This is a genomic window from Bradyrhizobium sp. UFLA05-125, from assembly GCF_059803515.1.
This window is the reverse complement of sequence record NZ_JBANBJ010000052.1, coordinates 1-13,505: the sequence shown is the minus strand read 5'-3', so window position 1 is coordinate 13,505 and position 13,505 is coordinate 1. Positions and strand designations below refer to the sequence as shown.

Here is a 13,505-nt window from a genome sequence, read left to right as displayed (position 1 = left end):
AAAGTGTGAAGCGGTTTTCCGAAAAGATCATGCTCAAACAAACGGGGTCAGATCTGGTTCTGGCGGATGTTCTCGACCATCTTGGCCAGCACGCGGGCGCAGACCTCGATATCGTCGGGATCGATGCCCACGGTCAGCCGGTCATAGTTCTTCTCCATGATAGGCCAGATCTTTCGCAGGAGGGCATCGCCATCAGGTGTCAAGCCAACGACGCGGCGACGCTGGTCCTCCTCGGCGATCTCGCGCTTGACGAGACCCGCTGACACCATCGACTCGACCATGCGGCTCGCGGTCGACTGCTCGGTGACGGCGAGAACGGCGATCTCGTTCACGGTCAGGGTCTTGTAGATGAACAGGACCGACAGCGTCCGGAATACGACGTTGTTGATGTTGTGCTCGCTCAGGTCGCGGTTCTGATCGAGGTTCCAGCGATTGGCGAGCCGGTTGAAAAGATAGGGAACATAGCTTTGCAGCTGGTCCCGTGTCCGCGGTGGACCGGATCTCCATCTGCTCCTGGATTCTTTGGCCATTATTTCCTGCGACTCTGCTTCTTGCTCTCGGTGCGAAGTTTCGAGGAGAGGGACCGCAGCACCGAAAGCGCGGTTTCCAGCTCCTGGGCGGGAATACTCTCGAGCCGTTCGCTGAGATGCTTCTTGTGTAAAGCAGCCGCCTTCCTGAACAGCGCTTCGCCCTTCGGCGTCACGCGCACGATGAACGACCGGCGGTCCTCGCCCGACATTTCCTTGCTGATGAGATCGTCAGCCAGAAGACGCTGCACCAGCCCCGAGACGTTGCCGCCGGACACTTTCAAGTTCTGCGACAACTGTCCGAGCGCCATTCCGTCCCGGTAGCGATCGAGCTGGGCGAGCACGTCGAACTTCGCCAGCGATAAGCCGAACTCCGAGTTCAGCATGGAATTCAGGGACGCAAAGAGTTCGCTGTGCAGAGACAGCAGTTGCAGCCAAAGCCGGGTCTCAATCTGCCCAAACGCGGGACCAATGCTCTCTTTGAGTGCTGCCGGCATCGCATAACCATCGAGTACAGAGTGTCTCAGGGAGGGGGAGAATTACAGTGTGTCTTCTGCTCCGATTAACGCCTTGAGAATCGCAGTCAAGACGTCCGATCCTGACGTCCACGGAAGCGAACGGCAACAATCCAATCCCGTGCCGTCCCCGACGTCATGCGAACGTCTTGATGGTTTGGATCACGCCGTCGAGCTCCTTGCCCGCGCTGTCCTTCAGCGCGGCTTCCCGCAGCCGGCGCGCCCAGTCGGCGGCATCCTCGCGCTGTTCAACCAGCTTGATCGCGGCCAGCGTTTTGTCGAACTTCGACAGGCCGCGGCTGTGGGTATCGGAATAGCCTTTGACCAGCCGCCGGCATTGCAGGATCTCGACGCCCAACTGATAGTTGGCCTGGACCGCCTCTGCCGCGGCCTTGAGCCATGCGTCCCGATGGGCCGTTTCAACGGCATGACGCAGCGAGCGGCGGCGCATGCCGCGAAGTCCGCCCACGACATAGAGCGTGAGGAACCAGGGCAGCGCATAGGTCCGCACCCGACGTCCCTTGTTGACGCGACGGTCGAGCCAGCCGAGGAGGCGCGGCTTGCCGCCAAGCCAGCGGCCGAGGCTCGCCGGCAGCATGCCCATGACCTCCTCCATGCGGGGATGCATGAACTCGGTGGTCTGGAGCACCTGGTCCCGCGACAGCTCGATCTCGTCTTCGATTCGTGCACGGCGGCTGGATCTGGTCTTGAGATCGGCGACGCGAATGACGTCGTCATAGGTCATGGCGTTGGCGAGATATTTTGCTGCGGCCTGCGTGAAGGCAAAGTTTCGGGAGGTGCCGCCAGAGCTCCGATCGGTAGCGTGGAGCTTGCCGAGGATGTCGAGATATTCGCCGCCATAGGCGGCGTCCTGGAAATCGACGACCTTCTTCAGCCCGGCCCGGCTCATGGCCTGTACGGCCTCGGGCAGCTCCTGCGTCAGTCGGGCGATGAGACCGGCAAGACGCGGATCCACAGCCGCGGGAGAGGGAGCGTTATCGGCTGCCCTGGGTGGCAGCGGCATCGCCGGCTCCGAGGATTTGGACTGCACCCGGTCCAACGCAGCCTCGAACGTGCGGATGCTGGCCTGAGCGCCTTTCCCACCGGCGCCGATTACGTCGAGATAGCTCTCGCGGCTAAAGGGCAGCACGCTGGCGCCTGCAAGCGCGCCGAGCATCGCGGCCGAGATGACGCTGCCATTCGCGCTCGCCAGCGCGTTCATGTCGAAGATGATCTCGGTCTTGGCGGCCACCCCGATCGCGCCGGTCACCGCACCCTTGTCGGCGATGCCGTTACCCGGCGCGATCTTCTCGCCGATCGCAAACGACCGGTGATTGGACGCGATCAGAGTGGTGCGGTCGGGCGTCACCAGACCGCGCAGGATCGAGCGTCCGGCCTCCATGAATTCGGCCGCCATGACCACGTCCACATCGCCGGGCGTCGGCATCAGCGAAAGGATCGGCTTGCGGCCATCGAGCGGCGGCATCGCCTCGATGTAGTAGATCGTGGCGCCGGTACGCTGGGCGACGCCTGGCACCGATGTCGACTGCGCGACCCAGCCATGGTTCTCGGCCAGTTGGACGATCCAATCGGTCAGGACGCCGCCGCCCTGACCGCCCATCGCGACGATGGCGATCGAGATCGGCCGCTCGGTCGCGTCACCCGCGGCAGGTAGTGCCAGTCGGACGGTCTCGTCTCTCATGCCAGCGCCTCGAGCGACGGACGCCGGCGCTCACGCCGCCGTTGCAGCCAGCCGATCACGGCCATGGTGACTTTGGACTTGAACTTGTCCCAGCCGGTCGGATTGTGGATGACGTCCGCGCGATAGAACGAGGGACACAGCACGGCCGCTTCCGCGACCTCGCCGCAATTGCCGCAGCCGACACAGGAGTTGTCGATCCACGCAACGGGATCGTCGCGCAAAGGATCGTCCAGTTGCTTCACCGAGAGCGACGGGCAGCCGGAGAGGCGGATGCAGGCATGGTCACCGGTGCAGACGTCCTCGTCGACGCCGAAACGTTCCTTGACGATGCGCAACCCGTCCTTGATCGCCTTGCTCATTTGCGGCTTCACGCGGCGCTGCTTGTTCAGCATGCATTCGGAGGAGGCGACGATGACCTTGGGACCTTCCTCCTTGGTCGTGAGTGCTTCCTTCAGCGTGTCGCGCATCCGGCCGACATCGTAGGTGCGGTCGATCTGCCGGACCCATCGGCCGCCGATGCCCTTCACGGCCTGCACGATCGAATTGTTGGTGTTACGTCGCTTGTTGATCGCGCGCGACGACAGGATGTCCTGACCGCCGGTCGCCGAAGTGTAGTAGTTGTCGACGATGACGAAGACGCCGTCATGCTTGTTGAAGACCGCATTGCCGATGCCGCTGGTCAGCCCGTTGTGCCAGAAGCCGCCGTCCCCCATCACGGCGATCGACCGCTTGTCGGCCTTGACGTTGAATGCGGAGGTCGAGGCCGGGCCAAGGCCAAAACCCATGGTGGTCGCGCCGATGTTGAAGGGCGGGAGAATCGAGAACAGATGGCAGCCAATGTCGGCGGAGACGTGGTGCTGGCCAAGCTCCTCCTCGACGAGCTTCATGGCGGCGAAGATCGGTCGTTCCGGGCAGCCGGTGCAAAGACCGGGCGGACGCGCCGGCACGACCTGCTTCAGCTTCTCCACTGCGGGGTGATTGAGCACGGGGACTGCGTCCGGCGCCGGCGGCCGGTTGCCGAGCAGCCTCGGCTCGGTCTTCTCGAGGAATTCTCTGACCCCGCCAAGCAGCACCTGCGCGGTATAGTCGCCGCCCATCGGCAGCACGTCCTTGCCGTGGACGCGCGCCTGGATGTCCCTGCGGCGCAGCACCGTGTTGATCGCCTGCTCCAGATATTCCGGCTGGCCTTCCTCGACGATGAGAACGGCGTCCTTGTCGAGACAGAACTCCGCAACCTCCGTGTCGATCACGGGGTAGGTAACGTTCATGACGTAGAGCGGGACCTGCGCGTTGCCATACGCATCCGACAGCCCGAGATATTGCAGTGCGCGGATGACGTTGTTGTACATCCCGCCCTGCATGATGATGCCGACCTTGCCCTGCTTCGGCCCCATCCACTCATTCAGCTTGTTGTCCCGGATGAAGCCGATCGCCGCAGGCATCCGCGTCTTGATCTTCTCCTGCTCATGCTCGTAGGCCGCCGGCGGCAGCACGATGCGGCCGACGTCGCGCCTGGGATTGTTCAGCGCGTCCTTGATGGTGTGGGCCGGCCTCACATTGTCCTTGCAGGCAAAGCTTCCATGCATGTGACAGGCGCGGACGCGCACCTCGAGCATCACCGGAGTGTTCGAGACTTCCGAGAGCTCAAAGCCCTTTTCGATCAGGTTGACGATGCATTCATGATCGGGGCGCGGATCCAGCAGCCACATCTGCGATTTCATCGCGAAGGCATGAGTGCGCTCCTGCATGATCGAGGAGCCTTCGCCGTAATCCTCGCCAACGATGATCATGGTGCCGCCGGTGACGCCGCCGGAGGCGAGATTGGCCAGCGCGTCGGAGGCAACATTGGTGCCGACCGTCGACTTCCACGCGACCGCGCCGCGCAGGGGATACATCACGGAGGCCGACAGCATCGCCGCCGCTGCCGCCTCATTGGCGGAGCTCTGGAAGACGACGCCGAGATCGTCGAGCACGTCCTTGGCGTCGGCCAGCACGTCCATCAGGTGCGAGATCGGCGAGCCCTGATAACCGCCGACATAGGCAACGCCCGATTGCAGGAGTGCCTTGGTGATGGCGAGGATGCCTTCGCCGCGGAAGGTGTCGCCGTCGCCGAGCCGGAGATCCTCGACTTCGCGAGCAAAAGACCGTTCAGCCATTGCGCCCTCCAGAAATATGCGATAGCATACTTTTACATGTGAAGTAAGTCAACGCTGCGCTATGTAGTCACGCTTGCGGACCTCTGCTCCGGAAGGCGATCATGAGCCAGCGACAGGGTAGTGCCAATGCTGAAGCTGCCGCGCTTTAAAGCTGCCGCCGTCCAGGCTTCACCTGTATATCTCAACGCGAGCGCGACCGCTGACAAGGCAGCCTCACTGGTGCGTGAGGCAGCTGGCCATGGCGCGCAGCTCGTCGCGTTCCCCGAAGTGTTCGTTCCAGGCTATCCCTACTGGAACTGGATCACCGATCCCGTCACGGGAAGCGCATGGTTCGAGAAGCTCGCCAAGGCATCGGTCCTGGTGCCGGGTCCGGAGATCGACGTCGTCCGGAAGGCTGCACGCGATACCGGGTGCTACGTCGTCCTCGGCGTGAACGAGCGCAGCCCGGTGTCCCTGGGAGCAATCTACAACACGCTGGTCTTCATTGGCCCGGACGGCGCGCTGCTCGGCAAGCACCGCAAGCTGGTGCCGACCTGGGCAGAGAAGCTGACCTGGACCGGCGGTGACGGGTCGAGCCTGCGCGTCTATGATACCGAGATCGGGCGTCTCGGCGGGCTCGCGTGTGGCGAGAACACCAACACGCTCGCGCGCTTTGCGCTGTTGGGGCAGGGAGAGCTCGTCCACGTTGCGAGCTACATTTCGCTCCCCGTCGCGCCGGCGGACTACGACATGGCGGAGGCGATCAAGTTGCGCGCCATTGCCCATTCCTTTGAAGGCAAGATTTTTACGGTCGTCTCCTGCTCGACGGTCTCGGAAGAGATCATTGCGGCGATGGAGGCCATCGTTCCCGATGCGCGGGCGCGCCTGCAGCGCAAGTCGAGCGCATTTTCGGGGATCATCGGGCCGGACGGCCGCGTGGTCGGTGCTCCCCTGATCGACGATGAAGGCATCGTCTACGCTGACATCGATCTCGACCGCTGCATTCAACCGAAGCAGATGCATGACATCGTCGGGCACTACAACCGCTTCGACATTTTCGATTTGCGGGTCAATCGCCGTCCGCTGGGGCCGCTCGGCTTTGTGGAGGGCGAACGTTTCGCACCGGACGCCGCCGAGCAGGCAGGCTTCACGTCAATTCCAGACAAGTCGGAATGATGGTTTGGGACGCGTCGCGCCAGCGACGCCATGAGACAGGACTTACGAGGCAAGACTCACAAGTCGGGACTTGGAGGATGGGATGCGCGAAAACGTCATCGGCCGGGCCAATGTCGAGGATACTCCGGAGCTCAAGGCCTACTACAAGGATCTCGAGAAATTCGAAGCCGGCGCGCTGTGGACGGTCGCCAACAAGATCGAGCCGTGGCAGCCGCAGTCGGCGTCCGTTCCCGTGCTCTGGCGCTACAGTGATCTGCGCGAGCACGTGCTGCGCTCGGTGGAGCTGGTCTCGCCGGAGAAAGCGGGGCGCCGGGTGATCTACCTCAACAACCCTGGTCGCCGTGATGTGTCGGCCGCGGTCGGCTGGCTCTATTCGGGATTGCAGGTGATGCACCCCGGTGAAGTCGCGACCGCGCACGCGCACTCGGCCTCCGCCCTGCGCTTCATCATGGAAGGGGCGGGCGCTTATACGATCGTTGACGGTCACAAGATGACGTTGGGGGCGCGCGATTTCGTGCTGACGCCGAACGGCACCTGGCACGAGCATGGCGTCGAAGGCAACGGCTCGGTCTGCATCTGGCAGGATGGGCTCGACATCCCGCTGGTCAATGCGCTGGAGGCCAACTTCTTCGTCGTGCATCCAAAAATCCAGCAGGAGGAGTCCGGCTACCCCGTGGACGACATGACCAGGACCTGGGGCAATCCCGGTCTTCGGCCGGCTGACTCCAAATGGTCGAAGGGCTATTCGCCCATGTTCAAGTACGAGTGGGAGCCGACCTACGACGCTTTGCGGAAATATGCCGCCGCGACCGACGGATCGCCCTACGACGGCATCCTCATGAACTACGTCAATCCAATCACCGGTGGGCACGTGATGCAGACGATCGGCGCGAGCATGCAGTTGCTGCGGCCGGGCGAGACAACGAAGTCGCACCGGCACACCGGAAGCTTCGTCTACCAGGTCGCCAAGGGGCACGGTTATTCCGTGATCGGCGGCAAGCGGTTCGAATGGGAGGAGCGCGACATCTTCTGCGTTCCGTCCTGGGCGTGGCACGAGCACGGCAACGCGTCTTCGAGCGAGGACGCCTGCCTGTTCTGCTTCAACGATCTGCCCGTCATCGAGGGCCTCAGTCTCTACAGGGAAGAGGCCTATGGCGACAATGCCGGCCATCAGCCGGTCGCCGCCTGACGCGTCCTTGCAGAATTCAACCAGAAGAGCCGGATAGAAGCTTACATGCGTCTTGTCACCTACACCTCCGGCACCAGCGGTGCCCGCCTCGGGGTTGTCGTCAACGGATTGGTCGTCGATGTCGAGCGCCTCGGTGCGTCGCGCAATCTCGCATGGCCGAACGACATGCTCTCGTTCATCGACAACGGCGTGACCCTGTTGCCGGCGCTGAAGGAGTGCCTTGAGAACGCCAATGGCCGCTTCGCGGCCGGCTCGGCCGTTCCAGTCGAGGACGTGAAACTGCAAGCCCCGATCCCGCGCCCGCGAAAGAACATTTTTGGCATCGGGCTCAACTATCGCGCCCATGTCGCGGAGTCCGCCAAGAGCCTCGATACCGACAAGGACCTGCCGAAGCAGCCGGTGGTCTTTTCCAAGCCGCCGACCTCCGTGATCGGTCCCGGCGCAGCCATCCAGCACAATGCGAAGATGACGCAGCAGCTCGATTGGGAAGTCGAGCTCGCCGTCATCATCGGCAAGACCGCCACGCGCATCCCAGTCGACAAAGCGATGGATCACGTCTTCGGCTATTCAGTGATGATCGATATTTCCGCGCGCGACAATCGCCGCGCGGGCCAGTGGATCTTTTCCAAAGGCATGGACACCTATGCGCCGTTCGGCCCCTGCATCGTGACGGCGGACGAGATTCCCGATCCGCATGACTTGCGGCTCTGGCTGACCAAGAACGGTGTCATGAAGCAGGACTCCAATACCAAATACATGATCTTCGACATTGCGGTTCTGATTTCCGACATTTCATCGGGCATGACGCTCGAGCCCGGCGACATCATCGCGACGGGTACGCCTGAAGGAGTTGGCGCCGGCCTGTCTCCGCAGGAATGGTTGTGGCCGGGCGACGTGGTGGAAGCCGGGGTTGATGGCGTCGGTGTCATCAGGCACCCGGTCGTCGCGATCTGATGACGCAGTTCTCCTTCGACCGCGAGCTAAGGTTCGGGGATTGCGATCCCTCCGGCATCGCCTACTTCCCGTCCTATCTGAACATCCTCAATGGCGTCGTCGAGGAGTTCTGGGCAACGATCGGTTTTCCATGGCCGGAATTGATCACGGTCCGGAAGATCGGGACGCCCACGGTGCATCTCACCTGTGATTTTTCCCGGCCATCGAAGTTCGGCGCCCGCCTGACGTTCGCGCTGCACATCGTCAAGGTCGGCCGCGCCTCGCTCCATTTGGCGCACGTCGTCTCGGGTGCGGACGGGACGCGGTGGAAGGCCCGCCAGATCCTCGCCGCGACGTCGCTGGTCGACCACCATGCCATACCCTGGCCCGACGACGTCCGCGCCGCGCTCGTGGCCCGTTTGCACGCTGGGGAGGGAACGGAGATAGTTCCCTCATGATCTCGTTCTTCATGACGTTCTCTGATCCGGCCGGCGAACGCCGGATCCAGTCCGATGATATTGCCGCCGCGGCGGCCATGATCGGATCGATTCCGCATATGACCGAGGGCTTGCTGTTCACGCCGCTGGAGCATTCGGTCGATCACCCCTATGGGGCCGATGGTCCGGGGCCGACTTTAGCCGTCCAACTGCGCTTTCCGGACCTCTTCGCCTGCGAAGCGGCACTCGACGGCGGCGGAGTTCTCGCTGGCCTCGCGGTGGGTGAAGGCCTGCCGAGCCTTGCGGGACTCGATGTCACGCACCAGGCGATGGTGACGCGCTCGTTCCCGGTCGACCTTGCCGCGCATCACGAGGGAACGACGAACCCGTGCAGCTACCTCGTCCACTATCCCGGGCCGGCTGACGACCTCAATGCGTGGCACCTGCATTATCTCGACCATCACCCCTCGATCATGCGGACCTTCCCGAACGTTCGCCAGGTCGAGATCTATACTGGGATCGACTGGGTCGACCGGTTGCCGTCGCAGCGGGTCGCGTACATTCAGCGCAACAAGCTGGTGTTCGACAGCCCGGAAGCTCTCGCACACGCGCTGAGCTCAGACGTGATCAAGCGCATGCGTGCGGATTTCGTCCAGTTCCCGCCGTTTGCGGGCGGCAACAAGCATTTCCCCATGCTGACGAGGATCGTCCAACCGAGGGGCTAGCCAGGGCATGTACTCATAAGCCCGGCGTCGATAACGCCGCGATAGCAGACCTCACCTCACCAGAGGTCCGAGTTGGGCCACAAACGGGCTCATGCGCTGCAGCAAGGCGCACTCGAGATCACGATGGCAGCATGAAATTCGTCGAGCGGCAGCCCTTCGCCGATCTCGTTGCTGCGCGCGCAGGGTCGCCGAAATCGCGAACGGCAAGCGGTGGAGGATGGCCGTATCTTCGTCGAACGCGTCAATGAGCCATTTCTGACGGCTGGCGGCAGTGGCGAGCAATTCCGCACCTGTATCAAGCGCGCCGTCGCTCTCGGCTGGCTGTGGCGGCACAGGAGCGGCACTTGCCTGAAAATCACCGAGGGGGCGGCGCTGTCTGCCTGATCCACGATTAGTGACCGCGAAAGCACACCTACATAGATTTCGCAGAAGCGCACAGCCCGCAAGTTACCTTGTTTGGGATCGCAAGCTAAATCTAGAGACACTTTCGTTTTAGAAGGCTGCGATGACCCTGCTTGTGACCGTAAATGAGGCAGAGGAGGATCGGACTGGTGCCCCCAACGCGAAGGCTGTGATCGCCGTCGTTGGACTGGCAATTGAGGCCAGAATAGCGGGGATGACAGCGATGATCGCCGATGGTGACCGGACCGCATCTAACTTGCGTGACGCCATCCGAAAAGGTGCGCGCGGGATTATAAGCTTTGGCGTATGCGGCGGGCTGGATCCGAAGCTCCGACCGGGTAAGGTTGTCATCGCTTCGTCGGTGTTTGCCGGGAAAGATGAAGCTTATCCGAGTGATCTCCCTTGGGCCCAGGAGCTCCTTCGGATGATCCCGGGCGCCGGCTACTCTCCGATTGCTGGAGTGGCAACCCCGATGACAAGTTTTGAGGAGAGACGGGACTTCCATGCCACCACCGGGGCTGTCGCGGCTGATATGGAGTCGCAAATCGTGGCCCGAATTGCTGCCGAATTCAGAATTCCCTTTGCCGCTTGTCGCGTTGTTCTAAACCCTGCCCATCGGATACTTCCGAGAGCGGCGCTCATAAAGATCGGCCCCGCAGGTAAGCCTAGACTGCGCAAAATTGGAGGTTCAGTGGTCAGCGACCCACGGCAACTTCCTAGACTTAGCCGATTAGCCTTTGACGCTGTTATTGCGGTGAGGGCATTGCGCAGGGCCAAACAACGGCTTGGAACTCACCTCGGTTTCCCGCACCTTCACGGCCGCTTACCGCGTCGACTGCTGCACCTCAAACATTAACACCAGTCCGATCCCGCCGTCAGTGCCGCTGCCCGCACGGCGCGACGCCGGCCAGACAAGTGCGAATCCGAGTTGCCAAAAAGATAACTGGCCCGAGCCCCTGTGCGATCGGCGTTATTTCGATGGCGATTCCGAACGGCTACGTCGGCAGCGCGCTCACGAGTCGGACTGCGGGTCGAACTTTGGCATAGCTTTCGAACCCGGACGTGAGCGCAGGAAGGCCTTGCTCACCGCCAGGGCCGGCGCAGCCAAAAAGGCGGTCAAGGCAGCCCACGAAAGGATGGGCCGCGGCGCGGCCGCATGGCGCTCAGGCAGATCCGCCGCCGATCCAAAGCAGCCTCTTCGTTTTATGAAGCGCCAAGCGAGCGGGTTCCACTGGCTCCAGACCCGCTCGGCCTGCGCTGCCAACAGGCCGGAAACGATCTCCGGCGGAGGTCCAAAAACCTCTGGTAGCTTGTTCGATAAATCGTCGTCCTTCAGCACGTCCCATTTCGAATATCCGCCCATCACAGGAGACGAGAGGGCGAACACCACCCGACCAATTCGCGCCTCCCTTGAAGAAAACGAACACATCGGGCAAGGTTCAACGATCGAATACAAGGTGCAATCTTGCAGACGCTTTCGTTTGAGGACCTTTTGTGCCGCGGAAAGTGCCACGAGCTCGGCGTGGCGCGTCACATCGCTCTCCGATGAAACACAATTTGTCGCCTCGGCAATGACCTGTCCTCGAGAAACAATCAGGGCGCCGAACGGCAGCTCTCCTTTCTTCGCTCCAAGTCGAGCGACTTCAAAGCATCGCTCCATCATCTGCAAATCTTGAAGATGAGCTTCCGGCCTGCTCATGAGCATCAGCTCCTCCATCCGAGTTTGACGAGCAGTCCTCCTTGGTTGCTGCGTTCCTGGGCCCGACCGAGCCTGGCTCCTCCCCGGCGCGTCATGGTTCGCGGCCAGGGCGATCTCCACTTTAATCCAGACGGGAGGTTAGGCAAAGCAACCCCTCCCGCGCTATGCGATTTCGGCTAAACGGGGCGCCACGTTCATCGGATAGCTATCGTGCGTCGTTCGCACGATAGCGCCTGTGTCGCCTTGGGTTCAAAACGCGACCTCGCGGGGACGGCAGCTGTCGGCGCAAAGCGGCCATTTGGCCCGACGCGCATGTCTCAGAAGGGGGCAATATCGGAAGTGGAGCCGTGGCAAGGCACGGCCGGGCCGCGCTCGCTGGCGATCCTGCCGAGCCCACTGAGACCCCGCGTCTGGCTGAGCGTTGGAAGCCTGGCCGAGGCGCGGAAACGCGTGGGCGGGCGCGGAGCGCGGCGGATCGACGTTCCCAGTGTCGTAAACCGAACAGAGCGGACACCGAGACTCGATTAGGCTGCGGACGCTCGGCAGTAAGGGAACAGCTGTTGCATGGAGACCTACACACTCGTCGTGGACGGCATCGGGATCATCGCCTTCGCTGCGTTGATCGCCGGACAGCGAACACATCGGCGCACCCGAGGCCGACGGCCGTCCGGCTAGCACACCAGCGGACCGCGCTTGCGGTCCCGCGAAGGCCTCAGCCGAAAGCCACCAGCAACGCGATCACCTCGACCGCGACGATCATGCACGCCACGGCCAGAATTGCAGGCAAGTGCTTATCGAGTTGATTGATCACGAAGGCCGCCCGCGCTTCTCGCCCGTATATCGCCAAGGTGAAGACCGCCGCCCCGACGTCGGTCGTGAATAACGCGACGATCACCATGCCGCAGCCGGCTGCGTCACCGTGAGCTGTACGGGCGAGACCGAGTGCTCGGAGAACTTATTGACTTAGATCAACGAAAGGTCCGCTAACTTGCCGCACTCGGAGCGATACGAAAGGCCACGTCGGGGTGCTACGCCCGTCCGCGTCGAAGAGACCGATTTAGCTACAATTCCACGTCCGATCGAACGGGGTCCGGGTAGTCTATCGACCATTTAATCGGAGAGTTTCATGAGAACCTTCAATCCGTTGGCGCTGTTAGTGCTTCTCGTTACGCAATCGGCCTCGACACAGGCTGCGGATTTGAACGGAGCTTGGACGGTCGACGCCTCGGCCTGCGGTGAGGTGTTTACCAAAGAGAATAACAAGCTTGCGTTCAAGCAAGATGCTGATCTCCACGCGGGCGGCTTAATCGTCCAGGGAAAGCAAATAACCGGCACATTTCAAAAATGCACTGTCAAATCGTTGCACGATGACGGGCCGAATGTGCGAGTGATTGCTTCGTGCTCCGACGGTGTCGCGGCTTCAGACGTAACATTCGACGTGAAAATCTCCGGAGAGAATCGGATCACACTCAGCTCCAAGGAGCCGGTGCCAGTGGAAATGCCGTATGTTCGCTGCTCGATGTGAAGTCCGCGGCGATGGCTTTAAGAATACGTGGATGAATGATCTTGGCTGTCTACTGCCTGGGTGGGTTCGCATCGGCCACTTCGACCCTTTGTTTGACTGCGGCGTGGTTGAACGACGACCCAAGCGGTCCGGTGGACCGCGACAACATCTTCGAGCCCTCGTAAAGATCGCGGTAACGTCTGCACGGCGTCGTAGACTGGACCTCTCTTTGGCTCATTCGCGTCATTTTTGGCCCGTTCGACGGATGTCTGCTTATCCCCCAACAGCGGCGGAATAGCAGACATCCGTCAACCGCCGATTGGGGTCAGAATCGGACATACAGGTCCATGCTGCTGCGTGTACGCGGATCGCGTGATTTTACTCAACCAAAAGCGGTTATGTGTCGATCTCGGTTCATGAAGATGAATGGAGATCGATGAGATGTTTCGCATTTTACGGCACAGGTAACCCTTGCGCGCCGGTTTCGCCGAGCGCACTCTTGCGGAGCGTTTTCACAAGAACTTACGGAGGGTGCGACCATGCCACGGGTCAAGCAAGCTT

At 61.8% G+C, this 13,505-nt stretch carries 14 protein-coding genes; 8 read left to right on the top strand and 6 right to left on the bottom strand.

What is annotated here, in order from left to right; all coding sequences use genetic code 11:
• Positions 1–47 precede the first annotated feature (47 nt).
• The 4 genes from SO156_RS32405 to SO156_RS32390 all read right to left on the bottom strand — a co-directional run bounded on the left by SO156_RS32405 (position 48) and on the right by SO156_RS32390 (position 4,900).
• On the bottom strand, positions 48–530 hold the full coding sequence (locus SO156_RS32405) for a MarR family winged helix-turn-helix transcriptional regulator (protein WP_498537611.1): 483 nt from the start codon (positions 528–530) through the stop codon (positions 48–50).
• Positions 530–1,024 (bottom strand): MarR family winged helix-turn-helix transcriptional regulator, encoded by a 495-nt coding sequence (locus tag SO156_RS32400; RefSeq protein ID WP_498537610.1) that lies wholly within the window; start codon positions 1,022–1,024, stop codon positions 530–532. The genes SO156_RS32405 and SO156_RS32400 overlap by 1 nt, the downstream gene beginning before the upstream one ends.
• A gap of 154 nt (positions 1,025–1,178) precedes the next feature.
• Positions 1,179–2,744, bottom strand: a complete 1,566-nt coding sequence (locus SO156_RS32395; protein WP_498537609.1) for an indolepyruvate oxidoreductase subunit beta family protein — start codon at positions 2,742–2,744, stop codon at positions 1,179–1,181.
• Positions 2,741–4,900, bottom strand: a complete 2,160-nt coding sequence (locus SO156_RS32390) for a thiamine pyrophosphate-dependent enzyme (protein WP_498537608.1) — start codon at positions 4,898–4,900, stop codon at positions 2,741–2,743. The genes SO156_RS32395 and SO156_RS32390 overlap by 4 nt, the downstream gene beginning before the upstream one ends.
• A gap of 126 nt (positions 4,901–5,026) precedes the next feature.
• On the opposite strand from SO156_RS32390, the gene SO156_RS32385 reads away from it, so the two are divergent.
• The 7 genes from SO156_RS32385 to SO156_RS32355 all read left to right on the top strand — a co-directional run bounded on the left by SO156_RS32385 (position 5,027) and on the right by SO156_RS32355 (position 10,597).
• Positions 5,027–6,055 (top strand): carbon-nitrogen hydrolase family protein, encoded by a 1,029-nt coding sequence (locus SO156_RS32385; RefSeq protein WP_458150027.1) that lies wholly within the window; start codon positions 5,027–5,029, stop codon positions 6,053–6,055.
• An 82-nt stretch (positions 6,056–6,137) separates the two neighbouring features.
• On the top strand, positions 6,138–7,244 hold the full coding sequence (locus tag SO156_RS32380) for a cupin domain-containing protein (RefSeq protein ID WP_498537607.1): 1,107 nt from the start codon (positions 6,138–6,140) through the stop codon (positions 7,242–7,244).
• A gap of 45 nt (positions 7,245–7,289) precedes the next feature.
• Positions 7,290–8,198, top strand: a complete 909-nt coding sequence (locus SO156_RS32375; protein ID WP_498537606.1) for a fumarylacetoacetate hydrolase family protein — start codon at positions 7,290–7,292, stop codon at positions 8,196–8,198.
• On the top strand, positions 8,198–8,635 hold the full coding sequence (locus tag SO156_RS32370) for an acyl-CoA thioesterase (protein WP_498537605.1): 438 nt from the start codon (positions 8,198–8,200) through the stop codon (positions 8,633–8,635). Before SO156_RS32375 ends, SO156_RS32370 begins: the two co-directional genes overlap by 1 nt.
• Complete coding sequence (locus tag SO156_RS32365) at positions 8,632–9,339, top strand: EthD family reductase (protein ID WP_498537604.1); 708 nt, start codon at positions 8,632–8,634, stop codon at positions 9,337–9,339. Before SO156_RS32370 ends, SO156_RS32365 begins: the two co-directional genes overlap by 4 nt.
• A gap of 168 nt (positions 9,340–9,507) precedes the next feature.
• Positions 9,508–9,723, top strand: coding sequence for a hypothetical protein (locus SO156_RS32360; protein ID WP_498537603.1), 216 nt, complete (start codon positions 9,508–9,510; stop codon positions 9,721–9,723).
• Positions 9,724–9,844: 121 nt separating this feature from the next.
• Positions 9,845–10,597: a phosphorylase family protein gene (locus SO156_RS32355; RefSeq protein ID WP_498537602.1), complete on the top strand. Its 753-nt coding sequence runs from the start codon at positions 9,845–9,847 to the stop codon at positions 10,595–10,597.
• Between the two features lie 156 nt (positions 10,598–10,753).
• Here SO156_RS32355 and SO156_RS32350 read toward each other — a convergent pair whose 3' ends face one another.
• Entirely contained in the window at positions 10,754–11,440 is a 687-nt protein-coding gene (locus SO156_RS32350; protein ID WP_498537601.1) for a nucleoside deaminase, read from the bottom strand.
• 712 nt (positions 11,441–12,152) lie between these two features.
• Positions 12,153–12,338, bottom strand: coding sequence for a hypothetical protein (locus SO156_RS32345; RefSeq protein ID WP_498537600.1), 186 nt, complete (start codon positions 12,336–12,338; stop codon positions 12,153–12,155).
• A 228-nt stretch (positions 12,339–12,566) separates the two neighbouring features.
• Here SO156_RS32345 and SO156_RS32340 point away from each other — a divergent pair, with 228 nt between their 5' ends.
• The gene (locus tag SO156_RS32340) at positions 12,567–12,965 is read left to right on the top strand and encodes a hypothetical protein (RefSeq protein ID WP_498537599.1); all 399 of its coding nucleotides are present in this window, start codon (positions 12,567–12,569) and stop codon (positions 12,963–12,965) included.
• The last annotated feature ends 540 nt before the right edge of the window (positions 12,966–13,505 follow it).